12 protein-coding genes are annotated in these 17612 nt (G+C 55.8%); 3 read left to right on the top strand and 9 right to left on the bottom strand.

Going from position 1 to position 17612, the window contains the following annotated elements:
- Positions 1-6 precede the first annotated feature (6 nt).
- Complete coding sequence (locus FEM03_RS15620) at positions 7-1485, top strand: complex I subunit 4 family protein (protein ID WP_138087217.1); 1479 nt, start codon at positions 7-9, stop codon at positions 1483-1485.
- Between the two features lie 28 nt (positions 1486-1513).
- Positions 1514-3007, top strand: a complete 1494-nt coding sequence (locus tag FEM03_RS15615; RefSeq protein ID WP_138087216.1) for an NADH-quinone oxidoreductase subunit N — start codon at positions 1514-1516, stop codon at positions 3005-3007.
- Between the two features lie 229 nt (positions 3008-3236).
- Here the strand turns inward: FEM03_RS15615 and FEM03_RS15610 are convergent, their stop codons facing one another.
- The 9 genes from FEM03_RS15610 to FEM03_RS15575 form a co-directional block, all read right to left on the bottom strand.
- Positions 3237-4391 carry a diflavin oxidoreductase gene (locus FEM03_RS15610; RefSeq protein WP_138087215.1) on the bottom strand — a complete coding sequence of 385 codons (1155 nt, stop codon included), beginning with the start codon at positions 4389-4391 and terminating at the stop codon, positions 3237-3239.
- A 163-nt stretch (positions 4392-4554) separates the two neighbouring features.
- Positions 4555-7167, bottom strand: coding sequence for a DUF3857 domain-containing protein (locus FEM03_RS15605; protein ID WP_138087214.1), 2613 nt, complete (start codon positions 7165-7167; stop codon positions 4555-4557).
- Positions 7168-7266: 99 nt separating this feature from the next.
- Positions 7267-7398 (bottom strand): hypothetical protein, encoded by a 132-nt coding sequence (locus FEM03_RS25640; RefSeq protein WP_276609658.1) that lies wholly within the window; start codon positions 7396-7398, stop codon positions 7267-7269.
- Positions 7399-8078: 680 nt separating this feature from the next.
- Positions 8079-8300, bottom strand: a complete 222-nt coding sequence (locus tag FEM03_RS15600; protein WP_138087213.1) for a hypothetical protein — start codon at positions 8298-8300, stop codon at positions 8079-8081.
- Positions 8301-8477: 177 nt separating this feature from the next.
- Complete coding sequence (locus FEM03_RS15595) at positions 8478-9665, bottom strand: class I SAM-dependent methyltransferase (protein ID WP_138087212.1); 1188 nt, start codon at positions 9663-9665, stop codon at positions 8478-8480.
- A 14-nt stretch (positions 9666-9679) separates the two neighbouring features.
- Positions 9680-11461, bottom strand: a complete 1782-nt coding sequence (locus FEM03_RS15590; RefSeq protein ID WP_166442896.1) for a glycosyltransferase family 4 protein — start codon at positions 11459-11461, stop codon at positions 9680-9682.
- A 524-nt stretch (positions 11462-11985) separates the two neighbouring features.
- A complete protein-coding gene (locus tag FEM03_RS25635) occupies positions 11986-12753 on the bottom strand; it encodes a hypothetical protein (protein ID WP_138087210.1) in 768 nt (255 codons plus the stop codon).
- Positions 12734-13540 carry a ParA family protein gene (locus FEM03_RS15580; RefSeq protein ID WP_138087209.1) on the bottom strand — a complete coding sequence of 269 codons (807 nt, stop codon included), beginning with the start codon at positions 13538-13540 and terminating at the stop codon, positions 12734-12736. The genes FEM03_RS25635 and FEM03_RS15580 overlap by 20 nt, the downstream gene beginning before the upstream one ends.
- Positions 13541-13607: 67 nt before the next feature.
- Entirely contained in the window at positions 13608-14381 is a 774-nt protein-coding gene (locus tag FEM03_RS15575; RefSeq protein ID WP_138087208.1) for a ParA family protein, read from the bottom strand.
- Positions 14382-14441: 60 nt separating this feature from the next.
- Here FEM03_RS15575 and FEM03_RS25630 point away from each other — a divergent pair, with 60 nt between their 5' ends.
- Positions 14442-17519 (top strand): DEAD/DEAH box helicase, encoded by a 3078-nt coding sequence (locus FEM03_RS25630; protein ID WP_138087207.1) that lies wholly within the window; start codon positions 14442-14444, stop codon positions 17517-17519.
- Positions 17520-17612 lie beyond the last annotated feature (93 nt).

Raw genomic sequence — 17612 nt, 5'->3', positions numbered from 1 at the left:
TTCCTTGTGATTCTGCAAATCATCATTCTGCTTCCTCTGCTGGCCGCCCTTGCGGTGTGGCTGGGTGCGCCCGGACGTATCACCTCCATTCTGGCGTCGGGGGTGAACCTGCTGCTGGTGCTGGGTTTGATCTGGCAGTATCAAGGGATGGGTCTTGAAGGAGGGATGGCATTCAAGAGTGCGTTTACCGTTTTGGATCAGCCGCACATTCAGTTTGCGGTGGGAGCGGACGGGATCAGTTTGACGTTGGCGCTTTTGACCGCGCTGGTGACGATGGCGGCGGTGTGGAGCACGGTGGGCAAGGATGCGATTTATTACATCGCTTCGCTGCTGATTGCGGGCGGGGCTTTCGGAGCGTTTCTTTGCACGGATCTGTTTTTCATCTACGCGTTTCATGAGCTGGCGTTGATTCCGACGTTCTTGATGATCGCACTGTATGGCTACGGGGATCGTAAGGCGGTGGCGTGGAAGATCACTTTGTATCTGGGGGCGGGAAGTCTGATTCTGCTGGCGGGATTGGCGGGGTTGGTGTGGTTGTGCAGTCCAGACAACAAGATCACGTTTGATTTGCTGGCGCTTGAGCCGGTGACGGCGGATTCGGGTTATGCGAAGTGGTGGGTGGAGGCGACCTATTTCACCTTGTTGATAGGCTTTGGAACGTTGGTGAGTTTGTTCCCGTTTCATAGTTGGGCAGCTCCGGCTTATGCGGCGGCTCCGACGCCGGTGGCGATGTTGCATGCTGGGGTGTTGAAGAAGTTTGGTTTGTATGGATTGATCCGGATCGCGATGCCCTTGCTGCCGGAAGCGGCGCAGGCGACCTGGATTCAGCATGCGCTGCTTTACATGTTGCTGGGCAACATTTTGGTGATGGGATTGGTGACCATTCATCAGCGCCGGTTGGACGGATTGCTGGCCAATTCGAGCGTCATGCACATGGGCTACATTTTCCTCGGCCTTGCGGCGGGAAATGCGCTGGGCGTGAATGGGGCGTTGTTGCTGATGTTTGCACACGGGATCTCGATTGCCTTGCTGTTCCTGCTTTGTGGGAAGTTGCGCAGTCAGGCCGGGACTTTGGAGTTTGAGAAGTTGGGCGGGTTGGCAGGCAATGCGCCGTTCTTGAGCTTGGTCTTTGGGATTGCAGCGTTTGCTTCCATCGGGTTGCCGGGACTGGCGAACTTCGCGGGCGAGGTGCTGGTGTTTCTGGGGGCGTTCAAGGATTTCGATGCGGCTGAAGGATTTACCTTTTTGCAGGTGGCGACCATCTTGTCTCTTTGGGGTGTGGTGATCAGTGCGGTGTATATGTTGCGGGCGTATCGCAAGATTTTCTTTGGCAAGGCAGTGAGCGGGATTTTTGTGAGTGATCCAGGGATCTCGCAGCGGATTCCATTGGTGGTGCTGGCTGGGGTGCTGTTGGTGGTGGGATGTCAGCCTGGCTTGTTGTTGAATTTGATGCAGTTCTCGCTCGGTGCGTTGGGCTTTAAGTGAACCTTTGGCTGTCGTTGTCTTTTCTTTGATGAATACACTTTCTTTAGAACTAGGACTTGGCGTTCTCGGCCTGCTGCTGCTGGTGGCGGAGTCGTTTTCGTTTATCCCGCGTAAAAGCATCGCCTACATCGCGATCGCTGGCGTCGCGGCGGCTTTGGTTTTGTTGGTGACGGGTCTGGCGGGAGGTGCGGTGCCTGCGGGGATGCAGGAGTTTTATGTGGTGGACCGGCTGGCGTTGTTTTACAAGGGTTTGGCGTTGGTGAGCACGTTGGTGGTGATCGTGTTGTCGCTGGAATATGCATCGGTGATCAACCAGTTCGTTTCGGCCAAGCCGGAGCAGACGAAGGAGGCGGGATTGGGGGAGTTCTTCTGTCTGCCGTTGTTTGTTTGTGTGGGCATGATGGTGATGGCGTCAGCGGTGGACATGATCACGATTTTTGTGGCGCTGGAGCTGGTGACGATCAGCTTTTATGTGCTGGTGTCGTTCATGCGGCGCAATGCGTTGTCGCTCGAGGCGGGCGTGAAATATCTCATTCTAGGGGCGCTGAGCACGGGATTGCTGGTTTACGGAATGGCCTGGTTGTATGGGTTGACGGGACAAACGACGCTGGCGGGGATCAGTGAAAAACTGGTGAATTGGGAAGGTGGCGTGACGGCCCCTTTGTTTGCGTCGGTTCTGGTGCTGGCGGGGCTCGGGTTCAAGGTGGCGGCCGTGCCGTTTCAAATTTGGGTTCCGGATGTTTATCAGGGCGCACCAACGCCGGTGACGGCCTTTCTTTCGGTGGGCTCGAAGGCGAGCGGGGTGATTGTTTTAACGCGGGTGTTTGAGAGCCTGGTGGTGGGTGGATCGGTGGTCGGGCAACCTCTGACCCAGTTTGTGTTGATCCTCGCGGGGGTGACGATTTTGGTGGGGAACTTTGCGGCGATCAGGCAGACCAATTTCAAACGGTTGCTGGCGTATTCGAGCATCGCACATGCGGGCTTTTTGTTGCTGGCGCTGGGAAGCCGGCATTCGGTGAGTGGGTTCAGCCCGGCAGAGATTGCGGCGTTCTATCTGGCGACTTATGTGCCGATGACCTTTGTGTGCTTCCTGGTGTTGAGTGCCGCTCGTGCGCAGGGATTGAGTGATGAGATCGTGAGCTTGACGGGATTGGCGAAGAAGTGTCCGGTGTTGGCGGGGGCTTTGATGCTGGCGCTGGCGTCGCTGGCGGGGTTGCCGTTGACGGCGGGGTTCATGGGCAAGATGCTGGTGATTTTTTCAGCGGCGTATGATGGCAGTTATTTGGTATTGGCTTTGGCGGTGATCGGCGCGATCACGGGATTCTATTATTATTTCAAGGTGATCCTGGTGTTGTATGCGAAGCCGGATGGAGCGACGCCGACGATCAAGTTGAGCCGTTTGTCACGGGTGACGTTGGCGGTGTTGACGGCGGCGATTGTGGTGATCGGGGTTTATCCGAAATCAGTTCAGGGCATGCTGAAAGGGACGAAGAAGGTTGAGGCGGTGGCGGTGGTGAAGTGAGAGCCCGAGCAGACGTCTTGACGGTGGGATGGTAAGAGTCGAATTAGACCACGCCGCAGACAGATTTGCGTAATGGGAGAGAACTGCCCATTTGGCATGGCTGGCAAATGGATGTTGCCCTGGTTCGCCGCGTCGCGCAAGGCCCCGAAAGTAGAAGGCTCGTCTCGAGCCTTGTTTGGATCAACGAGAGGAAAGGGACAGGAATGTCCCTTCTCCCATTTGGATCAAATCAATAGACGTCTTTGCGGTAGCGCTTGGACTTCTTGAGATTTTCCATGTAGGCGTCGACTTCTTCGGGGGATTTGCCGCCTTCTTTGGCAACGATGTCGCGAAGGGCGTTGTCGACATCGACGGCCATGCGTGAGGCATCGCCGCAGATGTAGAAGATGGCGCCGGCTTCGAGCCATTCGAACAGCTCTTTGCTGTTCTCCAGCATCTTGTGTTGAACGTAGAGTTTTTGCTCCTGATCGCGGGAGAAGGCGACGTCGAGTTTGGCCAGGGTGCCATCGGCGAGATAACCGTTGAATTCGTCTTCGTAGAAGAAGCAGGTCGAGCGGTTGATTTCGCCGAAGAAAAGCCAGGCTTTGCCTTTGGCGGCGGTGGCTTTGCGTTCCTGAAGAAAAGCGCGGAACGGGGCGATGCCGGTGCCGGGTCCGCAGAAAATGACGGGGGTTTCGTCTTCTGGAGCCGGGAGGCGGAATCCTGCACCGGCTTTGATGAAGGTGGGGAACTTGGTGGTTTCGTCAATGCGATCGGACAGGAAGGTGGAGCAGACCCCGCCACGGGCGCGGCCCTGGCTTTCGTAGCGGACGGTGGCGACGGTCAGATGCACCTGCTCCGGGTAGGCCGCGAGGCTGGAGGAGATCGAATAGAGACGAATGTTGAGTCGGCGCAACAGCGTGACGAATTCGGCGGCTTCGAAGTGGGTGCCGGGATTTTCCTGGATGATGTCGAACACGTCTTTGCCCCAGAGGTATTCTTTGAGACGAATTTTTTGATCAGGCAGAACCAGGGTGGCGAGGGAGCTGTGGCCGGTCTTTTCGGCGAGGGCACGCAGCAGTTTGGTGTCGACTTCGGTGATGGAGTAGCTTTCGAACAGCGCCTGACGAATGGAGACTTGCTCGCCTTTGGGGTTTTCAACCATTTCATCACCGCTGAAATTGAGGGCGGTGAGAAGGCTGTCGATGAGATTCGGATCGTTGGTGGGCAGGATGGCGAGGGAGTCGCCGGGGATGAACTCCATGCCGGAGCCGCTGAGGTCGATTTCGTAATGACGGGTGTTTTTGGCAGCACCGGGGCCGGTCAGGTCATGGGCGCGAATCAGGTTGGCGAAAAACGGATTCTTAAGATTGTAAACCGGCTTGTTGGTGGCCTCAGTGCTCATGGATGGTCGATGTTGAAAAAGGGGGTGCAGCTTAAAAGGGGATGGCTGGGTGTCAACCGATGGGTGAGCAGGTTAAAGGCCAGTCAAGGGAAAGAGTCAGGCTGGCGTGGGTATTGGGTCAAGTGAAGAAGTTTATTTGAGGTCGCGAGAGGAGGTGGGGTGATTAATGGCGAAAAGTTGCTTTGGCTCGTTTGGAGATGAGCATGTAGGGGATCCAGATGGAGGAGGCAACGATGGTTCGCATGATGTCTGACATGACATCGTCGGGGGTCTCTGGAGAGACGACGGAGAGCAGGTCTTCGGAGATGAGGTAATCGATGCTGAGCCCCAATACGGAGGCCGCTAGAATGATGATGGTGCCGGTGCGAAAGAAGGCACGTTTTTTGAAATACATGATGATGAGCATGGTGCTGAAGACCAGTGCGAGAAGGTTGAAAGTCCATTCGAAGAGCAGGACGGGCATCCACATGGGGTGGTATTGAGTGGAGGATGGATGGGTGAGAGCGTTCCAGCGGGTTTGATCGAAGATGGCGAAGAGGGGGACCATGTAGGCGATCAATGAAATGGGGCGGGCGATGGTTTGTAATCCGACGATGACGAGCCAGCCACTGAGGCCTTCGTAAGCGGCGTTTTCGATTGAGGGGAGCAGTGGTGGAACTTTGGCGGTGCACTTGTAGATGACAATGCAGCCGATGATTGAAGCGACGAAGATGAGGGCTGAGCAGAGCAGGATGAGCCAATTGGGGTTGTTTGGTTGATTGGCCAGGGTGAGGGTTTGCTGTTCGGGAGTCCGGTAGGTGAAGGTGTAGCCGAGGGCACCGGTGGCTTTTTCCACGGCTTGGTTATGGGCGGGAATTTTGTTGGCGAGAACTCGATCTGCCAGGGTTTGGTATTGGTAGTTGAGGGTGATGGTGGAGGCCTTGACTTTGGTGGAGTGATCGAATTGAAAAGCGTCGCTGGTGGCGTGCGTGGATTCTCCTTCAATTTCCCAAGGTTGGAAGAATTGGAGGTTGATTTCGTGGCTGAGTTTGGCGGGGTGATGCCAGGCGACGGGATCTTCGCGTGGGAGGGCGATGGGGTCGCCAAGTTGGGAGAGCAGTTCAGAGGAGCTGATGGAGAGGGTGTAGGTGTTTTCTTTTTCGTTGAGTTTCCAGATGTTGGTGAGGGTGTATTGCTCTTCGACTTTGCAGGCGTTTTGGTCGGGTAGTTCGGTGATTTTGAGAGGCTGGCGCGCGGTGATTTCGGGGAATTTGGGGAAGTAGTATTTGAGGTAGTTTTTTTGGAGGGTGGCGCGGCTTTCGTTTTTGAAGTTGGAACGTGTGCTGTCGGCGGCGGCACCGTGATAGATGGTGGTGACGTCGAGGAGGCTGTTTTGGCCGGGTTCGCGGATGATGTAGTTTTCCTGGATGGTGGTTTTTGGGATGGATGTGGCGGGGGCTTTAAAGGCGGTGAGGAGGCTTTTTCCTGGGGTAATGACCAGTCCCTGGCCGAAGTTGGAGATGTAAACTTGGTCGAGCGGGCCGCGTTGGTTGGAGCCAGTGACGTCAAGCCAGTAGGTGTTGCGTGGGGTCTCGACTTGAAGGATGACGTGGTCGAAGGCGTAAGGGGAGGGCAACATGTCGATGACGGTGCTGCGGTTGCTGCTGCTGACGAGGACGGGGGAGACGGAGATGCCGCAGTGTTCCAGCAGGGTGGCGCATAGCAGGGTTTTGTCTTTGCAGTCGCCAAATCGACGGCGCAGCACTTCTTCGGGTGCGCTGGGCTGGTGGGAGTGGATGCTTGAGGAGACTGACAGGTAGCGGATCTCGTCTTGGACAAAAGCCATGGCGGCGAGGATGCGCCTGTCGGCATCGATAATGTCGCGGAGTTTTTGGACTTCGGCGTTGAGGTTTGGGGAGAGTGTTTTTATGGGGGTGTAGAACGGCAGGGCCCATTCAACGACTTCATTCCAACTGAGAAAATCGCTGGCTTCGATTCTACTGTAGGGATCGTAATCGGCGGGAGTTGAGGGGTCCTGTTGTCTGGGGGCGACGTTGTGCTCTTCCCAAAACCATTCGGTGAGGCCGTTGGTCGAGGTGATTTTTGGGGTGATGTTCTTATTGGTGGCCTGGAAGTGGATGGGATGATTTTGCGGGTAGAGGAAACGGACAACGATGTGGCCGACTGGCACGCGCCATGTGGTGTAGTAGATGGCGGAGTTTTTGCCTGCCATGACGGGATTGGCGCCGTCGATGGTGTAGGCGTATTCGATAATGTCGCCGACGCGAACGTCTTCGAGGACACACTGGGCGGTGTAGCGGCCATCAAGGAGGAAGTATTCCATTTCGGTTTCGCGGCGCAGGATTTGGAAGTGTTTGCGATCAAGGTGGTCGGTGGGGGCGGGGGTGCCTGCGCGACTGACGCGAATGTAGTGGAAGGTAAGTTTTTGGTAGGTGGGGTCGAATGACACGGAGATGTCGGAACCGTCTTGCACGCCTTGATCGGTGAGGATCTGGCGTGCCTGATGGTAGTAGACGGATTTGGTGGCGAAGTTTTCCTGGTTGTCGAGAAGCAGGAAGTCGATGCCGCCCTCAATGGTGTCGGGGCTGTTTTGGTTGCCTGTTGGAGGGGTGATAGGGAGGACCCAGGACGGGGCGGCGGCTATTTCAAAGCTGACAGGCTCGTTGGCTTGGGCCGGGTAAACGAGGAAGAATGTGGTGAGCAGTAGGCTGAGGAGGGGGGTGCTAAAGCTGTGAAGGCGGAAGGGGTGGGTGGTAGTAGCGTTAAACGAAGACATTGATGAGGACTTGTGAAAGGAGGGAATCCTTTTTATCTGAAGTCCATCGATTTGTCTTGGGTTCGTTTCGACAAAATAGGGCGGGTGGAGATAAAGCTTCTAGATCAGAAGGGCGCGATGAAGAAGGGGCGGTGTCAATGCACCGAGGAGCAGGGAGAAACGAGAGGGTTCCGTGACGGTGATGAGGGTGAAGTTATTGAGGGCCATATCGGTAATGGTGGCGGCAGTCAAGCAATCCTCCCACGTTGTGGCTGCGGTATTCCTCTGGAGAAGGGGTAGTCGCTGATCTGATTTGGGGTAATGGTGGTGTTTGAGAGAAAAAGGATGTCGATGCTGTTGCCCCAACTGTGGCCATTGTTGTTGGTGGATGGGCTGGTCTTGTTTGACAAGCTGCTGACCAGACCTGTGGCGGTGGAGTCGTCGACGCTTACTTTGTAGGGGACGCCGCTTACGGGGCCGGTGCCGAATGAGGTGACTTTGACTTCGATGTCGTTTTGACCGTCAGGGGTGAAGCCCTAGCGAACTCAGGCGAGGCCGGTTGTGGCGTTGAAGATATCCTATTCTCCGGAACGTTGTAGCCGTTGCTGCTGCTTTTGATGTCGCGATCGATGATTTTGAACAAGGCAAAATTCGCTGCATAACCGTGTCCGCAAATAAGCACAACTAAGTCGCTAAAAAAGGGATGGGGCTTTGGGGTGGGTGATTTGTGTTGAATGCCCGCAAACAACCGATGAATTGCATCATAAGGATTGTTTTCTCTACGTGCAATCAAGCTAAAAAGTGAATTTATGGATGTGGATACTGCGACGCTTCTGCTGGTTGTGCTCAGTGGTTAGCCTTGTCGTTCATTACAAGCTTCCTGGGGCGCACGTTTGGTGCTCGTGAGAATTGGCCGAAGATGTCGCGCTTCGTTAACTGATAAGGGCTTCGTCGATGGCGAGGGTGAGGGACTCGCGGCGGCTGGTGAGGGTGTCCTCGCTGGGGGAATAAGGGGCTAGGATGCTGATGGTGACGCTGCCGTAGCGGGTGGGGCTGCGCAACACGGTGAGCTGTTTGGACAGCGAGATCTTCGCGGGCGGGGACGCCTTCCTCGGTGGAATCGCCAATGTGAGTTGCGCGGAGGGGGTTCCCAAGGTGCTTGGCGCGCTGGTTGAGTCGTATGGATGGATGGATGGATGCGATTCCGGGACGGATGGTGTGGCACAAAACGGGGACACTCATCCCGGCTTTGAGACGGGCGATTGCGAGTGCTCGAATTCCCCATCGATGATCCCGATCATCCGGGCATTGTCGGCAAACCGAGGGGCGCTTCAGGCAGGGTTCGGAATTTTGGTCGCTGCGATCATGAATTCAAAACAAAACTCGGGGCCGGCACGGTTGCCGATTTCACGCAGGCTTTCCACGATGTGGGGATCGTCGAGGATGATGTTTTTTACGCTTTCATCGATTCCGGGAATGCTGAGATAGGGGTGGATGAAAACGCCTTCGCTGGCGGTGACCGCAAAGCCAATTTGATCGAGTATCCCCTGGATCTCAATGTAACCGTATTCCCGAAAATGTTCATAGGTGCTGCGGACTTCGGGATGACCCATGCCACGGATGATGCGCAAATGAAGACTGTCGCGATTGGCCGAGTTGAAGAGGAAGCGCCCCCCGGGTTTGAGGACACGGTGAACTTCGCGGAGCATCTGGTCGGAGTCCTGAACGTGTTCGATGATTTCAGCCCCTAACACCAGATCGAATTGTGCGTCGGGAAGTTGGAGGTCCATGGCGTCCATGGGCTGAAATTTGAAATGGGTGGGATCGAACCCCCGCTGCTGCGCTTTGGCAATGGCGACGTCGGAGAGATCGGTTCCGAGATAGCTGGCCGCATGTTCAAAAAATTTGGTGTTGCGTCCAATGCCGCAGCCGATCTCCAACACATCGAGTTCACGAACATCGCCGATGAGTTGGTGGAACAGCCGGTCGACCTCGTGATATCGAACCTGATCCCACAGATGAGGATGCTCGTATCCGCCGAATTCATCGTGTTCGTCCTGGCGGTAACGCGAGTTCATGGCTTCGCGAACGCCTTCGACGTCGAGCTTGGTAAAGTTGACGGGTCGGATGCGTGCCGAAGGGTGGACGGGAGCGTGCGCTTGTTTGGGGAGACTGCGCAAAGCATGGCGCAGGGCGTTGATATGGACGGAGTTTGGGGGCAGGGGGTTCAGGCCGGCCGTTTTGGAGAAAACCACAAAGACATCGTTGGCGAGCAGTGGGGGAACAGCGGCGACCACGGAATTGATGAAGACCTGATCGAGTCTGTCGCAAAGGCCTTTGTGGATAATGATCCAGTCGTATTTGATGGTGGGATCGAGTCCTGGCGCTTCGTAGGAATAGACGTTGTCGAAAATTTCGACAAACTCGTCTGGAGCGAGCAGAGCGGCATTGGGGGTAGCGTGTCTTTGGACAAACGTGGCCACCTCATGCCAGCAACGATCTTGGTGGGGGAAAGGCATGCTGGGAAAAAAGGTTAATAACTGGGAGCCTCAATGCCGAGACGTTCCCAGTCTGAGCTTTTGGAGTGCTGCGCTTTCGAAAGGGCGGCGACGAGAGGGAAGAGTTTGGAGACTTGATCCTCCATCAGAATCAGGCGTGCATCAATCCCACGCACCGCAGACATGATGCTCTCCTCCTTTTCCTTGACGGCCTTCAAGGCGAGATGACAGGAGTCGGTTAGCTGTGAGAGAAAGGCGGCAGCTTCCTCGGTTGAGATCTTGCTGTTGGAGCTTTGACCGTTTTTGCGCTGCTTGAGATCACTCTTGAATGCATTCAAAGACCGGACGGCTTTGGTGTGAAACGTTTCAGTGGACGGGCGTGATGAGGAGGTGGTGAGAAGCATCTCGGTCGTTTCCGCATCAAGGTCCGAGAGGGCGGGGATCTGGATGGAGCCAAACAGACTGTTAAGATCGCGAACAATGGTCACCAAACTTTTCTCCTTCTCCTTGAGAGCGGTGAGGGAAAGCTGGCAAACGTCGACGAGTTGGGTGAGGAACGTTGCAAGCTCCTGGTGGTTGCTGCCGCTGGGGGATGACAGGGGAGATGCAGGGGGGCGATTCTGGATTTCGAGTTTGATGGCTTTCAAAGCTCTGGTGGCTTGAGCGTAACAGGACTCGATGGAATTGCCAGTTAGCGTGGGGATTGAAACGGCGTCGGAGATTGGCGAAGAGAATCGATGACCAGGGTGCGGTTCATCCCCAGGAGCCGCTGGAACGGGAGAGCTGTCGATAAGAGACCGCAGTTTCTCGCCCACGGCTTGAAGGCTGTAGATGGAGCGGATGTCGCTGGCGGCTTGTCGTCCGATGGCTTGAGCATAGGCTGGATCACGAAAGATGCGATGCATGGCCGCTGCGGCGGCCGTGATGTCGGGTTCCGCCCATTCGGCTTCTGGAAGTTCGTTGTAGGGGGGAGCGTGCAGGCCGTCGCGCGTGGGAACCCATGGGACAAGGGCACTGTTTTCGTCGTTCATGAAAGACAGGTTTCCCGAGAAGCCGGTGGCGATGCAGGGTTTGCCGAGTGCCATGGCCTCCATGATGGTTAGCCCAAGCCCCTCAGATCGATGCAGGGAAACATAACAATCGCAGCGTTTGACCAGCTCCAGGCGGGCCTGGTCGGTCATGACCCCATCGATAAAATAGATGTCCGGGCGATGGCTCCATTCAGTGACCATGCGGGTATGGTTCATCACCCAGGTTTCATTCGACTTGGAGGATTTGATGATCAGCACCGGACCGTCTTCCGTAGGTTCTGGAAATGCCGATGCAAATGCACGACAAATGGCCTCTGGATTTTTTCTGGGGCCGTAGCTGTCGTAAGCAAAAGAAAAAAGGAATACAAACCGACCGTCCACCGCCGGGGCCTTGATCGGGTTGATGGAATCCAGGATGGCAGGATCAATGGGATGCGGGAACGTGCGCACGGGGATCGTGAGTTCGCGTGCAAACGCATCCCGAATGAACGGGGTGACCACCCAGACTTCATCCACATTCTGGCTGGCACGGATGGTCGAGAGTGGAATGGCATTCAGTTCCCAAAACCACACGGCGACATGGTAGCGTCTGCCGGTGAAAAAGTCTGGATGCACTCGATCAGTGAGGTTGGCGACATTCTGAGGATCCAAACACAGGATGATGAGACTTCCTTCTGGAGGGAGGGTGAGTTTGGATATGGTGTGGGCATTGGCGGGTGGCGCTATATGATCACGACCCGGCAGCGGGACGGTGTGAATCTGCACGTCAATGCCTGCAGTTTGCATGGACTTGATGATTAATCTTCCGGTCTCGCCGAGGCCTGTGGAGGCACCCAAAAAGCCGAAGAAATGAACGGGTGCAACATTCGGGATATTTCTCGGAGAAAGGGGATTGGTGTTGGAAGAATTCATCGGAGTAGCCGCTGAGAGTCGTTCGGGAAATTTACTGTTAATCGTCCACTTGTCGAAAAAATGTCGGTGACGATGAGTAGGAAGAAAATTCACCTCTAGTGGTCATCCAGGCTTTCCTGCTGACGTATTCGTGACCGTTCATCAGGTGCAATCTTTGAGAGCGAGCCCTTCTTTTGCCCGGTCATTTTTCCGTGTGAAGATCGGGTTGTTCATACATTCACCATCTCTTCCCAATATCCCGCCGGTAACTATGTCGGCTGACGTCTATTTCCAGCTCTCCCGTATGTATGCCCAGAGTGCCCGTGCCTACTGAGCCCGAAGCGAAGGTTTCCACGGCCTTACCGAGTTATGGAGAGTGCTTCCATGATGGAGCTACTCTACTTACTTGACCCTTTAAATCAGCCAACGATTGCTTCGTCGATGGCGAGGGTGAGGGACTCGCGGAGGCTGGTGAGGGTGTCCTCGTTGGGGGAATAAGGGGCTAGGATGCTGATGGTGACGCTGCCGTAACGGGTAGGGCTGCGCAAGACGGTGAGCTGTTTTTCCGAACTGGTGGTGGTGCTCAGGGCGTGCTCGACGGGGGTGCCGTTGATGGTGGCGGTGTTGATGAGCAGCATCGTTTGGACAACGAGATCTTCGCGGGTGGGGACGCCCCAGAGGATGTCACCGTGATGGTCGAGGATGAGAAGGTTGTCGCTTTTGGATTGGGTGATGGCCCATTTGGCGAAGCTGTCGAGACGATCGGAGATGGAACCTGGCTGAGGTTGGAAGTTGGGGCTTGGTTCAACGGGAGTGGTCGCGGATTCAGGTTCTGGGGCGGCTTGAAATTCCGGTGTTGGATTGCTGGCAGCGACGGGGGTAGGTGCTGGTGTGGGCGTTGGAGCGGGAGTCGGTATGGAGGGATTGGGAAGCAGGCCGGCATCTTTGGCGCGGTCGCGAATGTGGCGGAGTTTGGCGCGGATCTGCTCCAGTTCAGGGGAGTGATCGGGAGCGCGGCTGAAGGCTCCTTCTTCGGTTGAGTCGTCGATCAGTTGCGCGGAGGCGAGGGTCGCGGCGTCCGGTAAGCGTTCCACCGTCGGTTCGCGGTGGCGGTCATTGGGGAGGGGATCTAGCAACTCCTTGGCGAGGGCGCTGATTTCTTCGGGGTCAATCCAGGAGACTTGCATGGCTGTGGTCTTGTTCTTTGCGGTCGCCGAGTCCGGTGCGTTCTTCGAGCTCGGCAGCAAGCTGATCGAAGATGAGGGCGGTGGCGGGTGGGTTTTTGCGCATGAGGGCGATCGGTAATCCCATGGCACTGGCTTCCAAAAAGAGGTTGTCGCGAGGAATGTCCTGTTGGAACAGGAGCTGCGGCGGAAGCATCTGGCGGAGTTCGCGCACGACTTTGAGGCTGGCCTCGTGGGTGTTGAGCACCATCGTCAGGAGGATGCCGGCGATGCGGACGGGGGAGCCTTCCTTGCGGAATCGCGAGAGCGTTTCCATGAGGAGGGGGATGCTGCGCACGGCGAGGGGTTCGGCCTGTTGGGGGACGACGATCCAGTCGGCACCGCGCACGACGGTTTCGGTCATGCTGGTCATGCCGGCGGCGGTGTCGAGGATGACGCAGTCATAACCGAGGAGGTCAATCTGGCGGAGGAAGTCGCGCAATTTTTCGGGGGCGTTTTCGAAATCGGTGCCGCGCATGAACTCATCGGCACTGCCGCTCGGGAGGATGCTGAACTCGGGCAGGCGGGTGGGGATGATGAGGCGTCGGGCTTCGCCGCCCTTGGCCATGAAGTCGTAGAAGCCGCGTTTTTTGCGGGTGTTTTTGGAGAGGGAGAGTCCGATGCCGCCTTGAGGGTCGGTGTCGACCAGAAGAGTGTTCCAGCCGCGGCGCGCGAGGGCGTGGCCGAGATTGATGCAGACGGTGGTTTTACCGACTCCTCCCTTTTGACTGGCGGTGGCGAATACGATCACGGGCGGAGGTTATACCAGTTTAGATAAGAGAAAAGGGAAAAGGGCCGAGACTAATGGGCAGAGGCAATTAGCTGTTTCGATGTCGGGTGAGGAATTCGGTGGCGAGGGCCTGGTAAGCAAGTGAGCCGCGGCCGCCGGGATCGTATTCGACGATGGTTTTGCCAAAGCTGGGGGCTTCGCCAAGCCGGATGCTGCGCGGGATGACGGTTTGATAAACCACATCGGTGAAGACGGTTCGCACGTCATTGACCACCTGCTGGGTGAGGTTCATGCGGGAGTCGAACATGGTCATGACGATGCCCTCAATGGTGAGGTTGGGGTTGGCACCGCTTTCGCAGATTTGGGGGACGATCTGAACGATTTTGGAGAGGCCTTCGAGTCCGAAATATTCGCACTGGATGGGGATGAGCAGTTCGTCAGACGCGGCGAGGGCTCCGGTCATGAGCACTCCGAGAGAAGGGGGGCAGTCGAGAATGGCGTAGTCGAAATGGCCGCTGGTTTTAAGCGGGGCGAGGACATCGCGGATGCGGGTGAGGTGATCACCGGCCTGGGCGAGTTCGATTTCGCAGCCTGCCAGTTCTTGGTGGGAACGAATGATGGAGAGATTGGGGATGCGGGTGCTGCGGATGACGTCAGTAACGGAATATTGTCCAATGAGGCAGGGGTAGAGGCTGCCGCCATCCTCCTGCGCGATGCCGAGACCGCTGGTGGCGTTGGCTTGGGGATCGAGATCGATCAAGAGAATCCGGGCGCCTTCAGCGGCAAGGCAGGCGGATAGGTTCAAGGCGGTGGTGGTTTTCCCCACACCTCCTTTTTGGTTGGCAATTGCGACGATCCTCATATTGGGTAACTGGCGCTGCCATTCCATCACAAACCGGGGGCGCAGCAACAAGAAAATCCCATGGAGATCACGGAACAACGATTAAGCGACTTTGGTGGCTGGCAGGCAATCAAAGCGGCAAAAGAACATGTAAAGCTTGGGCAAGTCGCTGATGCCAAGCAGGATGAGAAGGGTTTCCACGGAGTTGTTGGACTTGGGAAGGGGGCGTATAGAGCGAGTTTGTTGGTGGACGGTCGTGGCCAAGTGGAGGGGAGGTGTGGATGTGTTGAAGGACGTCGTGGGGTGATTTGTTCCCATGTGCTGGCGGTGGCTCTGCAGGTGATCAAGGGGCCGATGGCTCCGGCACCGGCTCCGGTGAAGGTGGCGGCGACGCCTGCGGCCAAGGTGGATTCAGGAATGGTGAAAGTGGAGAAACCACCAAGTGGACGTTTTTATGTTTCGATCATGTTATCGCAGTTGGATCGACTAGAATCTAAAGGGACAGTTCCGGTATTTTTTCGTCACGAACATGGTGAGGAGGAGGTGTCGCCGGAGTTGTGGAATTGGATGCGTGGAGTGGGATTGGGCTTGGGGACTCAGGCATTGCGGCTTGGTGCAAGAGAACTTGGTGAGTTGCTGGGGGTGTTGGAGGGTGCCAATCATGTCTTTAATGGTGGCAACGACATAAAAAGCGCTCAAAAATTGTTGATTAAGAATGAGTTGATCGGATTAACAGAAATATCGCATATTAAATCTGACAAAACACTCATTGTTAGTCTTTTAAAAAGGGTATTATACAAAAGTAACGTGGCGAATATCGGGGTGGTTGAACTGGGGGATCAGGCAGTGTTGGTGCGGGCGGACAAGGATCAAGCTGTGGAGTTTTCACGTTTTTTTGAGACTGGACGTTTGCAGCTACCGTTGAGGGAGGTGATCACAAAATTGCCCGAATATGTAAAAATGTTTGGATTGTTGGATGATTGGTTGCCGGACTTGAGATTGATGCCAGTTGTGCCTGTTTTCACGTTGCACTTGGATGGCAATTTGAAGCGGTTGCTGGCTCGATTGGAGATGAAGCTCTCTAACGCATCTTATTGGTATGGAGAAAATATTGACAACCATATTTATCCTGTTGAAGACGAGACTAATGAATTGGTTTATTATGTAAGGAATGAAGCAGCAGAGCTGTCGGCTTGGAATCGGCTCAAAGCGTCGGGATTGAAGGAAGCTGCTGTGGGAGTGTTGGAGATCTCTGGAGAGGCGGAAGTGTTACGCTTCATGTCGACCGAATTACCACGTTTACGACGTGATTTCGAAATTCAGGAGGGAGATCAGTGGAAATCGTTGTCGAGAAGTTTGGCGGTGATTCGTCCGAATGTTCGAGAGGTAAAAGGGGCGGAGTCGCAGGAGGGATCGGGGATGGATTGGCTGAATCTTGAAGTGGCTTATGAGTCGGTGGATGGGGTGCAGGTGTCGCGGAATGAGGTGCTGAGATTGATTCGAAGCGGGCAGAGGCAGGGGCGGACGGCAAGTGGCAAACGTTTTGTGCTGGATGTGGAGGGCTGTGAAGATCTTGAGGAAACCTTGCATGATTTGTCGGCCAAGCTGGAGCGCGGTGGCGAGCAATTGGCAATCCGTCGTCGCCAGGTGGGCGTTTTGACGGATTTCACGGAAAAAGGAGCTGGCTTTGGTGAGGTCGGGAGCGTTTTGAGTGGTGGAGTGTTTGCGGAAAGAATGGGGAACTTGGGGGATCGATTGCGGGATTATCAGCGCGAAGGCGTTCGCTGGATGGAACGCTTGGGTCGCGCTGGCTTGGGGGGATTGCTGGCGGATGAGATGGGATTGGGCAAGACGGTGCAGACTTTGGGGCTGCTTCGTTTATTGCTTTCTGGAAGTGAAAAGGTGGGTCCGGCTCTGGTGGTTTGTCCAACATCGTTGTTGGGCAACTGGGCGGACGAGGCGCGCAAGTTTGTGCCGGATCTACGGATTCATGTGTCGCACGAAGGCGGACGTCATGAACATTGGGATCGTTTGAAGGATTACGATGTGATATTCACTTCGTATCAGTTGGTGGCGAGGGATTTGGAGTTTCTTTCCAAGGTGATGTTTGAGGTCGTGGTGCTGGATGAGGCGAGTTACATCAGGAACGCGGAAACGGTGACTTCCAAGGCGGTGAGGCAGTTGCGGTCGAGGGCTTGTTTCGCGCTAACAGGGACACCGGTGGAAAACTCGGTGAAGGATCTGTGGTCGATTTTTGAGTTTGTGATGCCGGGGCATTTGCCGGGCAAGGAGGCTTTTCATGAGCGATACGTGAAAAACATGGCGCAGGCGGATTCGCGTCAGGCTCGCGCGGCGATGGAGAGGCTGCGGCGATTGGTGAAGCCCTATTTGTTGAGGAGGACCAAGCGTGAGGTGGTGAAGGACTTGCCTGAGAAGATGGAGCAGGTGGTTTGGTGTGATTTGACTCCGATGCAGAGGGAGGTTTACACGCGAATTTTGGAAGAAGGTCGTGAGGAGATTCGCCAGGCACGGAAGAAGGCGGGCAAGGGGTCGGCGCGGATGACGATGTTTACGGTGTTGTTGCGGCTGCGGCAGATTTGTAATGATGTGAGGTTGGTGGGATTGAAATCGGAGGACGGGGCGACGGGTGGCAAGTGGGATCGGTTTGATGAGATGCTGCAGGAGTTGATCGAGGGGGACCATCGGGCGCTGGTGTTCAGTCAGTTTGTGGGGATGCTGAAGCTGGTGAGGGAGCGGTTGGACAAGGGGGGGATTGAATACTGTTATCTGGATGGGTCGACGCGGGATCGGGCGGGGCAGGTGGCGGAGTTTCAGTCGGAGGGAAGCAGGAAGAGGTTTTTCCTGATCAGTTTGAAGGCGGGTGGCTATGGATTGAACCTGACGGCGGCGGATCATGTGTTGTTGATGGATCCGTGGTGGAATCCGGCGGTGGAGGCGCAGGCGATTGACCGGGCGCACCGGATTGGGCAGGGTCGGCCGGTGACGGCGGAGCGGTTTGTGATGCGGGGGACGGTGGAGGAGAAGATCTTGGCGCTTCAGGCCAAGAAGCGGGCGGTGATGGACATGGCGATGGAGGAGGACGCGACGGTGATGGCGGGGGTGAGTGATGAGGAGTTGGAGGCGATGTTGATGGGGTGAAGGGTTCCTGATTCTTAGTTCTTGGTTCTTGGTTCTTGGTTCTTGGTTCTTGGTTCTTGGTTCTTGGTGCTTAGTTCGTGGTTGCGGTTGTTA

The organism is Phragmitibacter flavus, assembly GCF_005780165.1.
Taxonomy (GTDB): Bacteria; Verrucomicrobiota; Verrucomicrobiia; order Verrucomicrobiales; family Verrucomicrobiaceae; genus Phragmitibacter; species Phragmitibacter flavus.
The sequence above is the reverse complement of the archived record's forward strand: the minus strand, read 5'-3'. Positions and strand labels throughout refer to the sequence as shown.